Source organism: Kitasatospora sp. NPDC029312 (assembly GCF_055569215.1).
Map to the genome: position 1 here is coordinate 295,196 of NZ_JBVHXY010000001.1, position 19,117 is coordinate 314,312.

Annotated in this window: 18 protein-coding genes; 10 read left to right on the plus strand and 8 right to left on the minus strand. The window is 75.2% G+C overall.

Translation table 11 applies throughout. From position 1 onward, the window contains the following. Positions 1-113: 113 nt before the first annotated feature. A complete protein-coding gene (locus ACZ4WV_RS01340) occupies positions 114-1,736 on the minus strand; it encodes an LCP family protein (protein WP_465741563.1) in 1,623 nt (540 codons plus the stop codon). A gap of 220 nt (positions 1,737-1,956) precedes the next feature. Here ACZ4WV_RS01340 and ACZ4WV_RS01345 point away from each other — a divergent pair, with 220 nt between their 5' ends. Continuing rightward, positions 1,957-2,376, plus strand: a complete 420-nt coding sequence (locus ACZ4WV_RS01345; RefSeq protein ID WP_465741565.1) for a hypothetical protein — start codon at positions 1,957-1,959, stop codon at positions 2,374-2,376. 112 nt (positions 2,377-2,488) lie between these two features. After that, on the plus strand, positions 2,489-3,691 hold the full coding sequence (locus tag ACZ4WV_RS01350) for a trans-sulfuration enzyme family protein (RefSeq protein WP_465741567.1): 1,203 nt from the start codon (positions 2,489-2,491) through the stop codon (positions 3,689-3,691). 68 nt (positions 3,692-3,759) lie between these two features. Here the strand turns inward: ACZ4WV_RS01350 and ACZ4WV_RS01355 are convergent, their stop codons facing one another. Beyond that, positions 3,760-5,505 (minus strand): PP2C family protein-serine/threonine phosphatase, encoded by a 1,746-nt coding sequence (locus ACZ4WV_RS01355; protein WP_465741569.1) that lies wholly within the window; start codon positions 5,503-5,505, stop codon positions 3,760-3,762. Between the two features lie 193 nt (positions 5,506-5,698). Between ACZ4WV_RS01355 and ACZ4WV_RS01360 the strand changes: the two genes are divergently transcribed. The 3 genes from ACZ4WV_RS01360 to ACZ4WV_RS01370 all read left to right on the plus strand — a co-directional run bounded on the left by ACZ4WV_RS01360 (position 5,699) and on the right by ACZ4WV_RS01370 (position 8,747). After that, a complete protein-coding gene (locus ACZ4WV_RS01360; RefSeq protein ID WP_465741571.1) occupies positions 5,699-6,556 on the plus strand; it encodes an SDR family NAD(P)-dependent oxidoreductase in 858 nt (285 codons plus the stop codon). 251 nt (positions 6,557-6,807) lie between these two features. Then, a complete protein-coding gene (locus tag ACZ4WV_RS01365) occupies positions 6,808-8,028 on the plus strand; it encodes an ROK family transcriptional regulator (protein ID WP_465741573.1) in 1,221 nt (406 codons plus the stop codon). 185 nt (positions 8,029-8,213) lie between these two features. After that, complete coding sequence (locus tag ACZ4WV_RS01370) at positions 8,214-8,747, plus strand: hypothetical protein (protein ID WP_465741575.1); 534 nt, start codon at positions 8,214-8,216, stop codon at positions 8,745-8,747. A 36-nt stretch (positions 8,748-8,783) separates the two neighbouring features. On the opposite strand, the gene ACZ4WV_RS01375 is transcribed toward ACZ4WV_RS01370, so the two are convergent. The 4 genes from ACZ4WV_RS01375 to ACZ4WV_RS01390 form a co-directional block, all read right to left on the minus strand. Beyond that, positions 8,784-9,434, minus strand: coding sequence for a thiaminase II/PqqC family protein (locus ACZ4WV_RS01375; protein WP_465741577.1), 651 nt, complete (start codon positions 9,432-9,434; stop codon positions 8,784-8,786). A 169-nt stretch (positions 9,435-9,603) separates the two neighbouring features. Next, entirely contained in the window at positions 9,604-10,179 is a 576-nt protein-coding gene (locus ACZ4WV_RS01380) for a DUF6817 domain-containing protein (RefSeq protein ID WP_465741579.1), read from the minus strand. A 69-nt stretch (positions 10,180-10,248) separates the two neighbouring features. Then, a complete protein-coding gene (locus ACZ4WV_RS01385) occupies positions 10,249-11,148 on the minus strand; it encodes a ketopantoate reductase family protein (protein ID WP_465741581.1) in 900 nt (299 codons plus the stop codon). A gap of 39 nt (positions 11,149-11,187) precedes the next feature. Next, positions 11,188-11,772, minus strand: coding sequence for a hypothetical protein (locus tag ACZ4WV_RS01390; RefSeq protein ID WP_465741583.1), 585 nt, complete (start codon positions 11,770-11,772; stop codon positions 11,188-11,190). Positions 11,773-12,009: 237 nt separating this feature from the next. Here ACZ4WV_RS01390 and ACZ4WV_RS01395 point away from each other — a divergent pair, with 237 nt between their 5' ends. The 3 genes from ACZ4WV_RS01395 (at position 12,010) to ACZ4WV_RS01405 (ending at position 15,499) form a co-directional block, all read left to right on the plus strand. After that, complete coding sequence (locus ACZ4WV_RS01395; RefSeq protein ID WP_465741662.1) at positions 12,010-12,759, plus strand: ABC transporter ATP-binding protein; 750 nt, start codon at positions 12,010-12,012, stop codon at positions 12,757-12,759. A 5-nt stretch (positions 12,760-12,764) separates the two neighbouring features. After that, a complete protein-coding gene (locus ACZ4WV_RS01400) occupies positions 12,765-14,156 on the plus strand; it encodes an FtsX-like permease family protein (RefSeq protein WP_465741585.1) in 1,392 nt (463 codons plus the stop codon). Positions 14,157-14,251: 95 nt separating this feature from the next. Then, positions 14,252-15,499: a sensor histidine kinase gene (locus ACZ4WV_RS01405; RefSeq protein WP_465741587.1), complete on the plus strand. Its 1,248-nt coding sequence runs from the start codon at positions 14,252-14,254 to the stop codon at positions 15,497-15,499. 91 nt (positions 15,500-15,590) lie between these two features. Here the strand turns inward: ACZ4WV_RS01405 and ACZ4WV_RS01410 are convergent, their stop codons facing one another. Next, positions 15,591-16,256 (minus strand): response regulator, encoded by a 666-nt coding sequence (locus ACZ4WV_RS01410; protein ID WP_465741589.1) that lies wholly within the window; start codon positions 16,254-16,256, stop codon positions 15,591-15,593. Positions 16,257-16,372: 116 nt separating this feature from the next. Between ACZ4WV_RS01410 and ACZ4WV_RS01415 the strand changes: the two genes are divergently transcribed. After that, complete coding sequence (locus ACZ4WV_RS01415) at positions 16,373-16,870, plus strand: MarR family winged helix-turn-helix transcriptional regulator (RefSeq protein ID WP_465741591.1); 498 nt, start codon at positions 16,373-16,375, stop codon at positions 16,868-16,870. Continuing rightward, entirely contained in the window at positions 16,867-18,324 is a 1,458-nt protein-coding gene (locus tag ACZ4WV_RS01420) for an MFS transporter (RefSeq protein WP_465741593.1), read from the plus strand. The genes ACZ4WV_RS01415 and ACZ4WV_RS01420 overlap by 4 nt, the downstream gene beginning before the upstream one ends. Before the next feature lie 27 nt (positions 18,325-18,351). Here the strand turns inward: ACZ4WV_RS01420 and ACZ4WV_RS01425 are convergent, their stop codons facing one another. Next, positions 18,352-19,053, minus strand: a complete 702-nt coding sequence (locus tag ACZ4WV_RS01425; RefSeq protein WP_465741595.1) for a TioE family transcriptional regulator — start codon at positions 19,051-19,053, stop codon at positions 18,352-18,354. Between the last annotated feature and the right edge of the window lie 64 nt (positions 19,054-19,117).

Sequence of the window (19,117 nt, forward strand, 5' to 3'; positions counted from 1 at the left end):
TTCTTTCCGGCTCGAGGGGGGAGGCCCGGATACCCCCCCCCCCCCTTCTCCCTCCCCCCCCCCCCACCCCCCCCCCCCCCCCCCCCGCCGTCGTCGTTCCGGCGGTCGCCGGCTCAGCCGTAGGAGATGTTGGTGCAGGGGTCGTCGTCCGCCGAACGCGCGGTGCCGCTGACGCTGGTGGGCAGCGGGGCCGGCGAAGCGGGGTTCGCGCCGGTGGCCGGGTTGGCGGCGGCGAAGTCGTGGCCGAGCACCACGCTCAGGCCCTTGCCGCCGGGCTGGACGGTGGCACCGGGGAAGAGCTTCGCGATGCCCTCCGCGGTGGTGCGCTCGCCGGTGCCGTACTCGACCACGGTGGTGCTGCGGGGCTTGCCGGAGGCGTTGCCGACGGTGGTCACGGTGTAGCCGGCGCCCTTGACGGTTTCGGCCCCCCGGCCGCCGAGACCGGACTCGCCGGTGCCGTTGAGCACGGCGACCTTGATGCCGGCGTTCCGGGCGTCCGCGCCGGGGCTCGGGGTCGCCGTGGCGGGCGGCGTGCCGGGGGCGGAGGTGTCCGCCGCGTCCGGGCGCTGGGCGCTGGCGTCCTGGCCGTCGATGGTGCGGTCGGCCTTGAGCGCGGCCCAGAGCTGGTCCACGTCGGGGTGGACCAGGGCGACCCGGGGCCCCTCGTAGCGCCACGGTGCGGTGATGAACTTGATGTCGTGCAGGTCCACGTCCTTGAGGGACATGGCGAAGGACATCAGCTGGGCGGCCGAGCCGAGGCCGGGGTCGACGGTCAGCGACTTGGTCGCCGCGTCGGCCAGCGGCAGCAGGGTGGTGGGGTCCATCCCCTGCGACTTGACCTGCTTGATGAGGGAGGAGAGGAAGGCCTGCTGGCGCTTGGTGCGGCCGATGTCGGAGCCGTCGCCGATGCCGTGGCGGATCCGGACGTAGTCCAGCGCGGCCTGGCCCTCGACCTTCTGCTCGCCCTTGGCGAAGATCAGCTTGCCCTTCTTGCCGAGGTTGGGGTTGAGGTCCCCCTCGTGGATGTCGTTGGGCAGGCAGACGTCGACGCCGCCGACGGCCTTGGTCATGGTGGCGAAGCCGTTGAAGTCCACCACGATGGTGTGGTCGACCCGGAGGTTGGTGAGCTTCTCGACGGCGTTCTGGGTGCAGGCCGGGTTGCCCTGCTCGGTGTTGCCCACCGAGAAGGCGCTGTTGAACATGACGTTGGTCTGCTCCTTGGTCCACTTGCCGTTGGGGAGCTTGCACGGCGGGATGGTGACCAGGGAGTCGCGGGGGATGGAGATGCCGACGGCGTGCTTGTGGTCGGCGTAGACGTGCAGCAGGATCGCGGTGTCGGAGCGGGCGCCGGCGTCCCCGCCGCCGCCCAGGTCGCTGTTGCCGTTGCCCCGGCTGTCCGAGCCGATCATCAGCACGTTCACGGGGGTGCGCCCCTGGGCGTCCGGGGCGGCCGCCTCCGGGCGGTCCTTGCTGAGGGCGTCGCCGTCGAAGGTGGTGATGTTGCCGTTCAGGCGGTAGTAGAGGGCGCCGCCGCCGAGCAGGAGGAGGGCGCTGCAGCCGGCGGTCACCCAGAGCACCTTCTCCTTGGTGCTCCGTTTGCGCTTGGGCTTGGCCCGGCCCGTACGGCGTTCGTCCGGTATGTCCTTGTTCGGGGTGGCCCTTCGGCCTGCGGCCCGGTGTCCGCCGGGGCGGTTCGGTGAATTCTCGGTTTCGGGGGAACCCCTGCGACCCGACACGGCGTCATCCTCCACAGTTGCCACGAAACCCCCGCTGGAGCGGTGGATTCGCGTGGCCCGGGGTCGAAGCCGATCCGGGGCGGGCCCGTCGCTAAACTTTTACACCGCTGTAGAACGTCAGAGGAGCATACTAAGCGCAGATGAGGAAATCACTGGTCAGACCATGAGAGTTGGTCGGCTGTGACTCATCCCGCTGCTCCGGACCAGTTTGAGGAGCACGATGACTCACCGGATCGCACCGTCGATAGCCGGCGTCCTGGTGGCACTGCTGGCTGCCGTGGGCTTGAGCGCCGCGGCGTCGAGCGCGACGGCGGTGGCCGCACCCCGGACCGTCGCGGCCGCCACCGCCGCCACCTCCGCCGCGCAGGCCCCGGTCGCTCACGGCCCCGCAGCTCAGGGCCCCGCAGCTCAGGCCCCCGACGGGCACGCCCCGGCAGCGCAGGCCCCGGTCGCTCAGGCCGCGGTGGCGCACGGGCCGGCGGCGCACCTCGCGGCCAAGCAGGAGAAGAAGAAGTCGGGTTTCTTCGCCAAGCTCGGCAAGTTCCTGCTGGTGGTGATCATCCTGATCGTTCTGTTCGTCATCCTGCTGATCTGGGCCGTCATCCACCTGGCGAAGCGGATCTTCGGCCGCCGCCGCTGACCGGCTGAGCCCGATCGGCCCCGGCCCTGGTGCCCTGTCCGGCGCCGGGCCGGGGCCACTTCGCTGGAATTGGCCCTTTCCGAGCCAGGCGGGCGCGGCTCAGGATGGCCGCATGAGCGACTCGCACCTGAACCCCGACCCGCTGCGCCCCGAGAGCCGGATCGTCCACCCGCCGATCTCCGAGGTGGTCGGCAGCCGCCCGCTGGGCGTCCCGCTGCACCAGGGCCACCTGTTCGCGTTCGACACCGGGGACGCGCTCGTGCAGGCCTTCGCCGGGCCGGGCGAGGCGTTCTTCTACAACCGGTTCGGCAACCCGACGGTGCGCTCGTTGGAAGCCGCCGTCGCCGACCTCGAGGGCGGCGTCCACGCGATCGCCACCGCCTCCGGCATGGGGGCGATCAACACCGTGCTGCTCGCCCTGCTGCGCTCCGGCGACCACGTGATCGCCCAACGGAGCCTGTACGGCGGCACCTTCGCGATGCTGGCCGACCTCGCGGAGCGGTGGGGCGTCGAGGTGACGCACGTCACGGGCGACGACCCGGCCGAGGTCGAGGCCGCGCTGCGGCCCAACACCCGGCTGCTGCACCTGGAGACGGTCTCCAACCCGACCACCCGGGTCACCGACCTGCCGGGGCTGATCGCGGCCGCCAAGCGGGCGGGCGTGGTGAGCGTCGTCGACAACACCTTCGCGACCCCGCTGCTGTGCCGACCGATCGAGCACGGCGCGGACGTGGTGGTCCACTCGGCCACCAAGTACCTCGGCGGGCACTCGGACGTCCTGGCCGGGATCGCCGTCTTCGCCGACGCCGGACTGCACCGCGATGTCTGGCGGTTCGCGACCGAACTCGGCGCGAGCATCGACCCCTTCGCCGCCTGGCTGACCCTGCGCGGGCTGCAGACCCTCGCCCTGCGGGTCCGCCGCCACTGCGACACCGCCCTCGACCTGGCCACCCGTCTGGCCGCGCACCCGGCGGTCCGCGCCGTCCACTACCCGGGCCTGCCGACCCACCCCGACCACGACCTCGCCCGCCGCCTCCTGCCGGCCGGCCACGGCGGCGTCCTGGCCTTCGACCTGTCCGGAGGCCGCGAGGCGGCCCGCGCCTTCACCGAGTCCGTACGGCTGGCCTCGCTGGCCCCCTCGCTCGGCGGCGTCCACACCCTGGTGCTGCACCCGGCCAGCACCTCGCACCGGCAGCTCTCCGACGCCGAGTTGGCGGCGGCGGGCATCGGCCCGGGGACCGTCCGGGTCTCGGTGGGCATCGAACACCCCGAGGACCTGTGGGCGGACGTGCAGCAGGCGCTCGCGAAGCTGTAGCGGCGCCGGTCGACGGCGCCCCGGGCGGGCGGCTGCCGGCGGGCGGCTGCCGCCCGTTCCGGCGTGCGTCAGCGGACCCTGGGGCGGGCGGCGAGCAGGGCGATGTCGTCCTCGGCGGCGGGGGCCGGGGGCGGTGCGAGGGCGTGGAGGACGGCGTCGAGGAGGTCGTCGAGTTCGCCGGTGACGGGCAGGCGGAGCGCGGCCAGGCGCTCCAGTGAGGTGTCGATGTCCTCGCCGCGGCGCTCGACCAGGCCGTCGGTGTAGAGCAGCAGCGTCTGCCCGGGGATGAGCGGGTGGGTGGACTGCTCGTAGCCGCCGAGGCCGGTGCCGAGCGGCGGGCCGGTGGGGGTGCCCAGCAGTTCGGTGGGGTGGTCCGGGGTGATCAGGGCGGGCGGCAGGTGGCCGGCGCTGGAGAGGGTCCAGCGGCCGCGGCCGGGGTCGGCGAGGACCAGCAGGCAGGTCGCCGGGCGGGCGGAGTCGTCGGCGGAGATGACGTGGTCGAGCTGGCGCAGGATGCGGTGCGGGGGCAGGTCCATGCCGGCGATGTCGCGCAGCGCCGAGCGGTAGTGGCTCATGTCGACGGCGGCCTCGACGCCGTGCCCCATCACGTCGCCCATCGCGAGCAGGGTCCGCCCGAAGGGCAGCCGGACCGTCTCGTACCAGTCGCCGCCGACCACCGTGGCGCTGCCGGACGGCAGGTAGCGGGAGGCGAGCGAGAGGTTCTGGTGCGGGTTGCCGGGTTCGCTGAGCAGGGCGCGCTGAAGGGCCAGGGCGATTCCCTGGGAGTGGGCGTAGCGGCGGGCGTGGTCGATGCCGGTCGCGGCGCGCGCGGCGAGGTCGCCGAGCAGGGCGGCGTCGTCGGGGGTGAAGGCCGGGGTGGCGGCGGCCCGGCCGAGGGTGAGCAGTCCGACGAGGCGGCCCCGGGAGACCAGCGGGAGGACCAGCAGGGAGGCGATGCCGGCGGGGCAGGCGTCCTGGCTGCCGGGCTCGGCGAGTACGGCGGTGCCGCCCGCCAGGCCGCGGGCGGCGGCGGATCCGTCGCGGTGGCGGACGGACTCACCGGGGCGGGCCAGTTCGGCGACCGCCCCGGTGAGCGCGGGCACGGCCCGTACGGCGGCGCGGTGCAGTCGTCGGCCGGGGTCCTGGCCGGGGCGGGCGGGTTCCGCCTCGGCCGGCACCACGTCGACGGTGGCGACGTCGGCGAATTCCGGCACGGCGAAGGCGGCGAGTTCGGCGCAGGTGGTGTCCACGTCGAGGGTGGTGCCGATGCGCTCGGCGGCGGCGTCGAGTAGGGCGAGCCGGGCGCGGGCCTGTTCGAGTTCGCGCGGTCGCGGGCGCGCCGGCTCCGGGTCGTCCAGGACGACGACGATCACGCCGGTGGTCCGTCCGGCGCGGCGCAGCGGGCGGTAGCGCACCCGCAGGCCGGGCGGGACGGGGGAGCCGGCGCTTCCGGGGCCGCCGGTGACCTCTTCGCGCTCCTGCCCGTCGGCGAGCACGCGGCGCAGGGTCGCGGTGGCTTCGGCGAAGGCGGTGGTTCCGGCGGGGCGGCCGAGGAGGTCGGCGCGGCGCAGGCCGGTGACGGCGGTGAAGGCGGGGTTGAGGTACTGCCACCGCAACGTCCGGTCGAGCAGCGCGAGCCCTACCGGCGCGGCCGCGAGCAGGTCGCGCGGAAGCTCGGGATCGTCACCGCCGATGTCACTCTCGGTGACGGCGCTGGGGCCGGGGGTGACGTTCGCCGCGGTCGCCGCGGGAACCTGGGCGTCCGGGGCGGTGGGAGGGGAGCCCTCGGCTCGGTTGTCGTGCCGGAAGTGCATACGGCCATGATCACGCGTCGGCGCGCGGCACGCCCGTGAGTGGGTGAAATCGTGACCGGCGGGCAGGCGGTGGGGCAGAGCTGCAGGCGACCGTTGCGTGCATGTGCACACACTTGTAGGGTGTGTGTGCGCACACACAATCGTCTTCCGGAACCGGGGATCCCGCCCGGGACAGCTGAAGGAGAGATCCGCCATGGACAGCACCAGGGTCGTTCTGATCACCGGCACCTCCTCCGGGATCGGCCTCGCCGCCGCCGTGGCCGCCGCCCGCGCCGGGTGGCGGGTGGTCGCCACCATGCGGGACACCGGACGGGCCGGGAACCTGCTGCGCGCGGCGGAGGGGGCGGGCGTCGCCGCCCGGATCGAGGTCGAGCGGCTGGACGTCACCGACCCGTCCTCCGTCGCCGACTGCCTGGCGACGGTCCTCGACCGGCACGGGCGGCTGGACGCGGTGGTCAACAACGCGGGCGCGGGCTTCGTCGGCACCGTCGAACAGCACGACCTGGCGCCGGTGCGCGCCGCCATGGAGGTCAACTACTTCGGCGTGGTGGAGGTGACCCGGGCCGCGATGCCCCACCTGCGCGCCAGCGGCGGCCGGGTGGTCACCGTCACCAGCGTCGGCGGTGTGGTCGGCCAGCCCTTCAACGAGGCCTACTGTGCGGCCAAGTTCGCCGTCGAGGGCTTCATGGAATCGCTGGCACCGGTCGCGGCCACCGTCGGCGTCACCGTCACCGTCGTCGAACCGGGCGCGGTGGCCAGCGAGTTCATCGGCAACCAGGGCATCGACGTGCCCGCCATCGTCGCCGCCGCCGGTCCGTACGGCCCGGCGCTGCGCGCGTACATCGACCGCACGCTGAAGGCCTTCAGTGGCGCCCAGACCGCCGAGGAGGCGGCCGAGCCGATCGTCGCCGCGCTCACCGCCGAGAAGCCGCCGTTCCGGGTGCAGACCTCCGAGGCGGCCCGGGCCTTCGTCGCCACCAAGCTGGCGGACGCGGACGGTTCGGCGGTGCAGGGCATGACGGCGGGCTGGGTCAGCGCGGACGGCGCCTGACGCCGCATCGGCCGGCACCCGGTGGCGGGCGGTGGGTGGTGGGCGGTGCGGGGCGGGCGATGAGCGCTGAGCGGTGCGGGCGACGGCCGCCGGGTGATCACCGGTCATACTTGGGCGGCGGCGCCCGGCACCGGGCGCCGCGGGTCGTGCCAGGCCCGCCCGACCGACGCCCCCGGACGCCGGACGGTCCGCCGCGCACCCCAGCGGCGGACCGCCGGCGCCGCACCGCCAGCACCAGACCGGAGGAACCGATGAGCCCCCACCAGCCGACCAGTCGCCCGGCGGCCGGGGCACCCGGGGTGCCGTGGAACCGGCAGCGGCTGCGCAGCAACAACGAATGGCTGCTGCTGGAGCTGCTGCGCACCGGCGGCGGCTCCTCGCGGGCCCAACTGGCCCGGGACACCGGGCTGTCCAAGCCCACCGTGTCCGCCGCGCTGGCCGAGCTGGAGCAGGCCGGACTGGTCCGCGAGGCCGGGCGGCTGGCCCCCGAGCGGGGCCGCACCGCCGTACTGTACGAAGTCGACCCGACCGCCGGTCACGTGCTCGGGGTGGACATCGGCCGGGCCCGGCTCCGGGTGGCGGTCGCGGACCTCGCCGGCGCGGTCGTCGCCCGGCGGGACGTGGCCAACCGCGGCCGCAGTGCCGACGCCGTCGCGGACGCCGTGGTCGCCGCGGCGCGCGAGGCGATCGCCGAGGCGGGCCTCGCGGCCCCCGACATCGTGCACGCCGTGATCGGCACCCCGGGCGTGTGGGACGAGGAACTGCGCGGCGTCCGCTACGCCACCAGCCTGCCCGACTGGGGCCGGCCCGGGCTGTTCGACCGGATCGGGGAGGGCCTGGGCACGGCCGTCACGGTGGCCAACGACGCCAACCTGGCCGCGCTCGGCGAGTACACCCTCGGTGCCGGGCGCGGCAGCCGGATGTTCGCCTACCTGCTGGTCGGGACCGGACTCGGCGTCGGCGTGGTCAAGGACGGCGAACTGCTGCTCGGCGCGCACGGTGCGCTGGGCGAGATCGGTCTGGTGCCGCTGCCCGCGCGCGCCGGCGAGCCGGCCGCGACCATCGAGCAGCAGGCCGCGGCCGAGGCCGTGGTGCGCGCCGCCCGCGACTTCGGGCTCACCGGCACCGGCGGACGGCGGCTGACCGCCAAGCAGGTCTTCGACCGGGCCCGGGCCGGCGAGGAGGCGGCCGTCCGGGCGGTGGAACAGGAGGCGGAGCGGCTCGCCTACGCCGTCGCCGTGCTGTCCGCGATCCTCGACCCGGACCTCGTGGTGCTCGGCGGCGGCATCGGCAGCAGTGCGGACCTGCTGCTGGACCCGCTGGAGCGCGCCCTGCACCGGCTCGCGCCGATGCGCCCGACGCTCGCGCCGAGCCTCCTGGGGGAGGAGGCGGTGCTCCTCGGGGCGGTCTCCACCGCGCTGGAGACCGCCCGCCCCGAGGTGTTCGAGCGCCGGACGGCCGGGCTGCGCTGACGGCCGGGCAGGGCGGCCCCGAGGGGTCGTCCGGAACATCCGGTGAGGCAGGCCGGGACGACGGCCGTCGCGCTCGGTAGGCGGAAGGTCTCGATCTGCCAACGAGTGGGGGAACCGTGCGTGCGGGGTGTGCGAGCCCTGCTTGAATCGCACGCCTCACCCGAACGGAACGGAGCGTTCTCCCCATGCCTTCACGGATACCCGGCCGGCGCCGGGCGGCCGGCCTGGCCGGATTCGCCGGACTCGTCCTCACCGTCGGTCTCGCGCTGACCGGTTGTGACCCGTCGGCTGACGGCGCTGCCAAGGCCTCGTCCTCGCCGACCGTCGCGGCCGTCCCCACCACGACGACCGTGACGACTGCGACGACCACGGCCGCTCCGGCGGTTCCGGCGCAGCCGACCGCCGCCACTGCGGCCGCGCCCGCACCGGCGCTGACCTCGAGCGTCGCCCCGCCGGCCGCCCCGCCCAGCCATCCGCAGTCGGCTCCGGCCAAGGCGCCGGAGCCCAAGGCGACCACCGCCCAGCCGCCGGCCGACGCCGAGTCGCAGCACACCGCGGCGGCGGGCGGCTCGCAGTGCGAACTCCGCTCCAACGCGGGCAACTGCTACGCGGCCGGCCAGTTCTGCCGCAACGACGACCTGGGCAAGAGCACCCACGACGCCAACGGCCGAGTGATCTACTGCCGGATGGTCAGCGGCAAGCCGCACTGGCAGGCCTGAGCCGGCCGACGCCACCCGGACACCGCTCGACCGGGCTCAACCACCCAGGGTGTCCCAGAACAGGTGCTCGTAGGCCTGGAGCAGCAGACCGTATTCGCGCGCGGCGGCCAAGGTCCCTCCGTCCAGTGGGTCGGGCCCGAGGGCGTCGGCGGCCTGCTGCTCCAGCTCGGTCGCGGGCTGGGCGAAGAAGTCGAAGAACGCGCAGGCCTCGTCGGAGAGGCCGTAGCGGTGGCGCAGGGCATGGGCGACGTCGGCACAGTAGCCGCCCCAGGCCGCGAAGTTGGCCACCAGGGCGGCGGCCGCGGCGGCGGGGGCGCTGTTCAGCGCGAGCCAGGCCAGGTAGGCGGGGTAGGCCTGGCAGCCGGGAAGCGGCGGCCGGGCCGCCGACGCCCGCTCGTCGAGGCCGCAGGCCGCGGCCAGGGCGGGCAGGGTGCGCAGCGCGGCGCTCTCACCCTCGGCCATGGTGGCGAACCAGGTGCCGAGCGGCCGGTCGGCGCAGCGGGTGGCGAGCAGCAGGAGGCTGCGCCGGTCGGAGGTGATGATCCGGTGCTGCTGGGCGGTGAGTTCGCCCACGGCCGCGAGCGGGGCCGCACCGTCGGCGAGCGCTGCGACCAGCGTCGGGGTGGTGTCGCCGGGTGCCAGGTCGGCGCGCAGGCGCTGGATCTGGTCGAGGATCGGGTGGGTCACCGGTGCCTCCGGGGTGCGGTTGGTCCGGTGCCCATTCCTACCGCCTGGCGGCGCCCGGGCGGCGGCGACAGGCCGGGCATGGCGGTGAGGCTTTGCCACAGCCGGCGGGTGACGGGGACGTCCGGCCGGCCCCGTGGAAGTCAGGTCAGGTGGGGTCGGGCTGGGTTGGTCAGCTTCGGGCATCCGGGCCGATCTGCGCCACGCAGGCCTGCCAGGCGGCGACGGGCAGCAAGTGCCGGACGCGGGCGAGGAGTTCGTACAGGCCCGGCCCGTAGCGGTCGGCCAGCTCGGCGTTGTGGGCGAACACGTCCAGCTCGTTGGCGGCCGTGATGGCCAGGAAGGCGCGCAGGTCCTCCTCCGGCGGGGTGTGGTCGTCCCCGGTGAACCGGTCGTGGAACAGCGGTCGTTCGTCCCGGCCCAGGCGCGGGTAGACGGCGGCCCGGTCGCAGCTCGCGTAAAGGTAGACGAGCGCCTCGGCGCGGTGGCCGACGAGTTCGACCAGGACGGCCCGCTCCTCCAGCCCGAGCAGGGCGCCGTCGAACCCGTCGGTCCCGTACGCGGCGTGGCAGAGCCCGGCGGCCTGGACGGCGGAGTCGGTGCCCCACTCCGCCAACAGGGCCGCCACCCGGGCCAGGTGCGCCAGCAGCGTGCCGCCCGGATGCGGGATCCGGTCGGCCTCGTGGGCGCGCAGGAAGTCCTCGAGGTGGCTCCACGCGGGAGCGCTGCGGTGGTCGGCTGACGTCACCTCAGGAGTTCTACTCGTGGAGCCGGCCGCTCCGCAACCCGAATTCGCCGGTGCTGTCCCAGGCCCTGCTCAAGCCAGTTCGCGCACCAGCCGGGCGATGGTCGGGGTGTCGACGCCGTGTGCCTCGGCGGCTCGCAGCACGGCGCCGCCGATCGCGTCGAGCTCGGTCGGGCGGCCGGCCTCCACGTCGCGCTGCATCGAGGACTTCATCGTCGCCGGGATGCGGTCGAAGGCGGCGAGCAGGGCCGTCGGCTCGGCTGGGGCGCCGACCGCCTCGGTGACGGCGGTGATCTCGTCCAGCACCGCCAGGAGTTCGGCCCGGTGCTCGGTACGGACGACACCGATTTCGTCGGCGTGCCGGGTGGTCAGCAGGGCGAAGGGAGCGAGGAAGGAGAGTTTGCTCCAGAGCATCGCCGTCTCGTCCTCCCGCACGGTGACCTCCGGTCCGGCGTGCCGCAGCTGCTCGGCGAACTCCTCGACCGCCGTGGCGGGCGCAGCCTCGCCGAGGGGTGCGGCGAGTTCGACGACGGCGAACGGGCTGGTGTGCTCGATCCGGCCAGGGGCCGTCCGGGTGGCCTCGACCCGGATCGTCCCCGCGACGACCCGCGCGGCGGGGTAGCGCTCGCGCAGCAGCGCCATGTGGTCGAGGCCGTTGAGCAGCGGGACGACGATCGCGCCGTCGACGGCCTGCGGCGGCACCCGGTCGAGCGCGTCGGCCAGCGCCGTCTCCTTGACCGTCACGAAGACGGCGTCGACCGGCTCGTGCAGCTCGCCGACCGCCTCCACCGGGGCGGTGAACCGGCCGAACGCGGCGCTTTCGACGTGCAGGCCGTCCCGGTTGAGGACGGCGGCCGTCTCCTCCCCGGCCAGGCAGATGACCCGGTGGCCGTCGCGGGCCAGCAGGCCGCCGATCAGACCGCCGACGCCGCCGGGGCCGAGGACGGCGACGGTGAGGGGCGTGGTGCGCATGGTGACTTCCTTCGATGAGACGTGGGTTGAGGAGTGCGGTTACGGAACGTCGCGGGAGGAGCGGCCTTCCGGGACGTCCGGGCCTGGTGCGCCGTCCGGGCGGACGGGGCCGGAGTCGTGGAGGGAGACGTAGTCGAACTGGAAGGGCGGCTCGTGGCGCGGCTTCCGGCCGGGCGGCAGGGGAGGGCGGCGGCGGGGGCGCCGGGAGAGGTGGAGCCGGTCGAACCACAGGCTGCCGCCCGCGTTCGGCTCGGGCACGGGCAGGCCCTCGGCGCGCAGTGCCGCCACCAACTCGTGCGCGGGCCAGCCGAACAGGTCGATCCCCCGGTAGCCGACCGGGCAGGCGGGCCGCTCGTCGCTCGGATTCCGGCCGACCGTGACACCCCGCAGGCCTTCCCGCAGGCCTTCGCCGTCACCCGAGGACAGGGTGACGGACACCCCGGGCAGCTCGAAGCCGAGCGACCACACGGAGCCGCACACGAAGGTCGGGCGCACGCCGCCGGGCAGCAACTCGCCGTGCGGCTCCAGCAGGGCGCGCACCGCCTGCTCGGTGAGGCCGAAGCGCAGCTCGGGGAGCGGCGCGGGCAGGCGGACACCGCGGCCTGGCAGCAGGTCGATGGTCACCGGAGCATGATCCCTCTTCGGGCGGGTGAAGGACAGCCCGTTTTCGAGGCCGGACGACGGGTGGCCGGAGCCGGTAGGCACACCTGCGGGGTTCGGTTTCCCGAACCCCGGATCGGGGTGCCAGCCCGATCGATCGGCCGGTCCCGGACGCCCAGGATGGAGGGCATGAACGGGATGACGACAGCCGCCGCAGCGGCGGCGCGGGACACGGTGATGGGCACGGAGTCGGGCGCGGCGATGGACGTGGCGATGGGCGGGGGGACGCGGGCGGCGCTCACCGGCGAGGGGCTGCACCGCGAGTACGGGCGCGGCACGGCGGCGGTCCGGGCGCTGCGCGGGGTGTCCGTGGCCTTCGCGCCGGGGACGTTCACGGCGGTGATGGGCCCCTCCGGCTCGGGGAAGACCACGCTGCTGCACTGCCTCGCCGGGATGGACCGCCCCACCCGGGGCACCGTCCGCTGGGGCGACACGGAGGTGTCCCGGCTGCCCGAACGGCGGCTGGCGGAACTGCGGCGCAGCAGGGTCGGGTTCGTCTTCCAGTCCTTCAACCTGATGCCCGCCATGACCGTCGCGCAGAACGTGGCCCTGCCCGGCCGACTGGCCGGGCGTCCGCCGGAGCGCGCCAGGATCCGGGAGGCACTCGCCCGGGTCGGCCTGGCCGGGCAGGAGCGGCACCGGCCCGGTGAGCTGTCGGGCGGGCAGCAGCAGCGGGTGGCGATCGCCCGTGCCCTGGTCACCCGGCCGGAGGTGCTGTTCGCCGACGAGCCCACCGGTGCCCTCGACCGGTCGACCGGGCACCAGGTCCTCGACCTGCTGCGAGCCGGGGTGGACGTGGACGGCCGGACCTGCGTGATGGTGACCCACGACCCGATGGCCGCCGGGTACGCGGACCGGGTGCTGCTGCTGGCGGACGGCGTGCTGGTGGACGAGTTGGTCCGGCCGACGGCCGCGCAGGTCGGCGAGCGGCTGAGCCGGTTGGGAGGGTGAGGGCGATGAGCGGATCCGTACTGACACTGGCGGCCGGTCAGCTCCGGCGCCGGCCGGCGGCGTTCGCCGGCCTGGCGGCGGCACTGTTCCTGGCGGTCGCGGCGGTCACGCTGTTCGGCTCGCTGGTCGCCGCCCAGCTCACGGCGCCGGCCACCGTCACCCGGGCGCCGGTGGCCGGGCCCGGTCTGGTGCTGATAGCCGGGGCGTTCGGCGAGATCGCCGTCCTGGTCGCGCTGTTCGTCGTGGTCAACGCCCTCGGCTTCACCCTCCGCCAGCAGCACCGGGAGCTGGCCCTGCTGCGGACGGTCGCGGCGACGCCCCGGCAGGTCCGGCGGCTGGTGCGGGCCGAGGTCACGGCGACCGTCCTGCTGGCCGCCGTTCCCGGCACCGCGGTCGGCTCGCTCGGTGCCCGCGCCTTCCTCGCCGCGCTCCAGCGGCGCGGGATGGCGGCGCCGGGCCTGCGGATACCCGGGACACCGGTGCCGATGCTGATCGCGCTCGCGGTGGCGCTGTCGGTGGGCCTGACGGCCACCGCCGTCGCGGCCCGGCGCGTCACCCGGCCCACTCCGGCCGCCGCGCTGACCGACAGCTCGGCCGGACAGCGTCAGACGGGAGTGGTCCGGCTGCCGGCCGGTGCGGCGGTGCTGGCGGGCGGTGTCCTGCTGCTGCGGCTGGCGGCGAGCCGGCCGGCCGGGGAACTGGACAAGGCGGGGCAGGCGGCCTTGCTGGGAGCGCTGGTGCTGCTGGTCGCGGTCGCCCTGCTGGGGCCGCCGGCGGCCCGGCTGCTGGCCGCGGTGCTCGGAGCCCCGGTCCGGGCGCTGCTGCCGAGGGTGGGCTGGCTGGCGGACGCCAACCTGCGCGGCTACGCGGCCCGGCTCTCCTCGGCGGTGGTCCCGGTCGCGCTGCTGGTCGGGCTTTCCGCGACGATGCTGATCCTGACCAGCACCGCGGAGCACGCCGCTCGGGCGACCGGTGCCACGACCAGCGTCACCAAGGCCAGCGACGTGTGGTTGCGGCAGGTGGAACTCGGCCTGCTGGTCTGCTTCGCGGCGGTCTCCACGGTCAACACCCTGGTCGCGCTGACCGCCGACCGGCGCCGGGAGTTCGCCCTGCTGCGGCTGGTCGGGGCGACGCGCAGGCAGTTGCTGCGGATGCTCTCCGTCGAGGCGCTGTTGACGACGGCGGTGGGCGTACTGCTGGGCGGTACGGTCGCGGCCGCGGCGACGGGGGCGTTCAGCCGGGCGGTCTCGGGGGCGGTGCTCCCGGTCGTGCCGGGTGCGGCCTGTGCGTGGGTGGTGGCGGGAGCGGCGGTGCTCACGGTGCCGGGGATCGTGGGCACGGGGCTGTGGGCGGTCGGCGGGCGCGCGGTGGAGGAGGTGGGCGGGGAGCGAGGGTGACGGGCGCCCGCCAGGGCGGGTGCGGGGTGAGCGGACGCGCGGGGAGCTGGGGGATGCTGGGGGCCGGTTGACCGGTGAGTGGTGAGGTGTGTGTGATGGCTGGGTGGCGGCGGGTGCCGGCGGTGCGGGGCGGTGAGGTGGCGTTCGCCGTCCTCGGACTGCCACTCGGAGTGCTGGGCGGGGTCTACGCCGTGGCCGTGCTCTACGGGGGAGCCCTGCTCTCGCTCACCGTCCTGGGGCTGCCGTTCCTGGTGGCCGCGCTGGTCGGGGCCCGGGGGATCGGCGGGCTGCACCGCCGGCTGGTGGGGCGGCTCCTGGGCGAACCGGTGGCGGCGCCGCCACCGCGCGAACGGCCCGCCGGCCTGTTCGCGCGGGGCCGGGTGGTGCTGACCGACCCGGTGGCCTGGCGGGCGCTGCTCTACCTCCTCCTCCGGCTGCCGCTGGGAGTTCTCGGCTTCCTGGTCGCGGTCGGGATGCCGCTCGGCTGCGTGTGGCTGGCGGGCTTTCCGCTGTGGGTGCGGCTGCTGGAGCCGGGGCCGCGACCGGTGAGCTGGCTGGACGTGCTCGGGCCGCCGGCCGGCCTCGCGGTGCTCGCCGCCGTGCCGGCCGCGCTGCGGGCCCTGAGCCGGGCCGACCGCGCGCTCGCCCGGGCGCTGCTCGGCCCGGTGCGCTCGCAACAGCGCGTCCGCCAACTGGAGAACGCGCGGGCCACGCTCCTCGCCGAGAGCACCGACCGGCTGCGGCGGCTGGAACGCGACCTGCACGACGGCACCCAGGCGCAGCTGGTCGCGCTCGCCATCACCCTCTCGCTGGCCGACGACGCCCTCACGGGCCTCGCTCCGGCGGACCCCGGCCCAGGGGGCGACGCCGGGGTCGGGCGGCTGCGCTCCCTGGTCGACCGGGCCCGCGGGCAGACCGACGACACCATCGCCGCGCTGCGGCGCCTCACCCGGGGCATCCACCCGGTGGCGCTGGACGCCGGCCTGGCCGAGGCGCTGCCCGCCCTCACCGCCACCTCGCCCGTCCCGGTCGCGGTCCGGCTGGACCTGCGGGAGCGCCCGGAGGAGGTGATCGAGCGCGCCGTCTACTTCTGCGCGGCCGAGCTGCTCACCAACGTCGCCAAGCACAGCGGCGCCCGGAGCGTCGAGCTGGCCGCGAGCGCCGGTCACGGCCGGGTGCGGCTGACGGTCCGGGACGACGGGCGGGGTGGCGCGACGGTCGGCGCCGGAAGCGGGCTCGCGGGCCTGGCCGAACGGCTGGCGGCGGTGGACGGGACGCTGCGGGTGGACAGCCCGCTCGGCGGGCCCACGACCGTCACCGCTGAGCTGCCGAGCAGGCTGTGACGGACTCCGACCCTGCTGGGAGCAGGACAGGAGGCGGTCGGACGTATCGGGCGACGGTCCGAGCCAGGGTCAGGAACGGGTCAGGAACGGGTCAGGAACCGGTCTCCGCGAGGTAGGCGAGGACCGCCTTGACCCGCCGGTTGTCGGCGTCCGTCGCGGGCAGGCCGAACTTGGTGAACACGGCGGCCACGTGCTTCTCCACCGCCCGCTCCGAGACCGTGAGCAGCCCGGCGATCGAGCGGTTGGAGTGGCCCTGCGCCATCAGCTCCAGCACCTCCCGCTCGCGCGGGGTGAGCGAGTCCACCCGGCCGCGCCGGCCGCCGTGCATCAGCCTGTTGACGATCTCCGGGTCGAGCGCCGTGCCGCCCTCGGCGACGCGGTGCAGGGCGTCCACGAACTCGGAGGTGCGGGCCACCCGTTCCTTGAGCAGGTAGCCGATGCCGGCCGCGCCGTCGGCCAGCAGCCGGGCCGCCCAGGCGGTCTCCACGTGCTGGGAGAAGACCAGGATCCCGACTCCCGGCGAGGCGGCCCGGATCTCCACCGCCGCCCGGATCCCCTCGTCGGTGTGGGTGGGCGGCATCCGGATGTCCACCACGGCCACGTCGGGCCGGTGTTCGGCCACGGCGGCGACCAGCTCGGGGCCCGTACCGGCGGTGGCGACCACCGCGCAGCCGCGGGCGGTCAGGAGCTCGACCATTCCGTCCCGGAGGATCACCGAGTCCTCGGCCAGGACGACGCGGAGCTGCTTGTCGATCATGACGCCATTATGGCCGGTCCGGGGCGGCCGGCCGGGGCGCATGGGGAGAAGCGGGGCCCGGCCGAAAATGTACAGCGAGACTGGACAGGCTGGCCTGACAAAATTAGCGTGGAACGGTGACCGAGAAGCGATCCGCCCCGCCCGCGCGCGAAGTCCCCGAGGACCCGACCCAGCCGGCAGACCCGGACGAGTCCGCCTCGCTGGCCGCCCGGGAACTGCGCGCCGTCTTCAGCCGACTGCGCCGCACCCTCCTGGAGAAGATCCAGGGCGCCAGTGACCTCACCCCCTCCCAGACCGCCGTGCTCAGCCGACTGATCGGCGAGGGCCCAGCCTCCCCCAGCGCGCTCGCCGCCGCCGAGCGGGTCCGTCCGCAGTCGATGGCCGCCACCCTGGCCGCCTTGGAGGCACACGGCCTGGTCGGACGCCGACCCGACCCCGACGACGGGCGCCGCCAACTGGTCAGCCTGACCGAGGAGGGGCTCGCGTGGATCGCGGACAGCCGCCGGGCGCGCGAGGAATGGCTGACCCGGGCCCTGCAGGAGGAGTTCTCCGAGGACGAGCGCGCCACCATGCTGGCCGCACTGCCCCTCATCGATCGGCTGAACCGGCGATGAGCGAGCCCTTGACGCTGCTGGCCCGGCTGCGCGCCCGCCGCCAGCCACCGGCCGGCCGGCGGCCCGGACACCGCCCTGGCGAACGACCCGCTCCGGGCGGCGAGTTCAACCGTCGGCTGCTCGCCCCCATGGTGCTCGGCTCGGTGCTCAACCCGATCAACTCCTCGATGATCGCGGTCGCCCTCGTCCCCGTCGGCATCGCCTTCGGCGCGCCGCCCGCCGAGACCGCCTGGCTGGTTACCGCGCTCTACCTCGCCACCGCCGTCGGCCAACCGGTGCTCGGCCGGCTGGTGGACGACTACGGACCGCGCCGGCTCTACCTGGCCGGAACGGCCCTGGTCGGCCTGGCCGGGCTGCTCGGCGCGCTGGCGCCCTCGCTGGGGCTGCTGATCGTCGCCCGGGTGCTGCTCGGCCTCGGCACCTCGGCCGCCTACCCGGCCGCGATGCACCTCACCCGCAGCGAGGCCGAGCGGACCGGTCAGAGCAGCCCCACCGGCGTGCTCACCGCGCTCGCCGTCGCCGGCCAGACGGTCGCCGTGATCGGACCGACCCTCGGTGGCCTGCTGATCGGCCTCGGCGGCTGGCGGACGGTCTTCGCCGTCAACGTCCCGCTGTCGCTGACGTGTCTGGTCCTCGGGCTCTCCCGGCTGCCCGCCGCCGTGCCGCGCCGCGACCGCGGGGACCGGCTCGACCGCACCGGCATCGCCCTGTTCGCGGCCCTGCTGCTGACGCTGATGCTGTTCGTGATGAAGCCCGGCACCGCGCACTGGTACCTGCCCGTGCTCACCGTGCTGGCCGCGGCCGGCTTCGCCGTGCGCGAGACGCGCACCCGCGAACCCTTCATCGACCTGCGGGCGCTCGCCCGCAACCGCCCGCTGATCGCGACCTACCTGCGCCAGCTCCTCGGCAACACCGGCACCTACGCCTTCCTGTACGGCTACACCCAGTGGCTGGAGGAGGGGCGCGGCCTGGGCGCGGCCACCACCGGACTCGTCCTGCTGCCGCTCTCGCTCACCGGCCTCGCGGTCTCCGCCGTCACCGGCCGCAGCCCGGCGGTGCGCCGCAAGCTGGTGGTCGGATCGGTGTTCCAGATGGCGGCCAGTGCCGCCCTGCTGCTGCTGGGCTCGACGAGCGCGCTGGTGCTGCTGGTGGCCGTCGGCCTGCTGGCGGGCGTCCCCCAGGGGCTGACCGGTCTCGGCAACCAGACCGCGCTGTACCACCAGGCCGACCCGACGGCCATCGCCGCCGCGGCCGGGCTGCTGCGCACCTTCATGTACCTCGGCGCGATGGCGGCCTCGGCGGCGAACGCGGCGTTCTTCCCGCACGGCGCCACCACGGGCGGGCTGCACCACCTCGCGCTGTTCATGCTCGGCGGCGCGGTGCTGCTCTTCCTCGTCATCCTCCCCGACCGCCCCCTCGGCCGGATCGGAACCGCAGGCGCGCAGGGAAGATGACGTGACGTCAGGTGCCGGCGTTGCGGATCAGGCCTTCCTGAGAGCCAGGTAGGCGTCGAGCCGGGTGGCTGCGGTGAGCATCGCGCGGGCTCGGCTGGTGAGGCGGTGGTGCCAGGCGGCCAGTGCCTCGGCCAGCGAGTCCGTACCGCCCGCCGTCCGGACCTGCCGGAGCACGGTGGCGATGTGGGCCAGGGGGTAGCCGCCGCGGCGGAGGAGGTGGGCGAGTTCGGCGTCGCGGACGTCGTCCGGGCGGTAGCGGCGGTGGCCGGTGGCGCGGTCGCGGTCCGGGGCCAGCAGGCCGGCGGCCTCCCAGGTGCGCAGGGTGGCCGGGGAGAGGGCCAGGCGGCGGGCGAGCTCTCCGATGCTGAGCGGGCCGGGGACGGCCGGACGGCCTTCCGGGGCCGGTTGGGCCGTCAGGTGGTCGACGGCCCGGCGGACGGTGGCAAGGGTCTCCCGGTCGCGCAGCAGCTGGGTGTGGCCCCGGTCGACGGCGGTCAGCGCCTCGTCCAGCCGGTCGGCGTTCACCGCGGCCATGATCCCGCCGGCGGTGGCGTGTCCGTACGCGGTGACCAGGGCGAGATAGGCGCGCAGGGCGGCGGCGTGCCGCTCGGTGTAGATCCGGTAGCCGCTGGCGGTGCGTTCGGCGGGCGGCAGGAAGCCGTCCCGCTCGTAGTTGCGGACGGCCTGGGTCGACAGGCCGTGCTCGCGCGCGAGGTCGGCGGGCCGCATGGCGTTGTCCTCCGTTCGAGCCCGTTTGAGACTTCACCCGGTGGTCGAGCGGAAACGGTGCCAA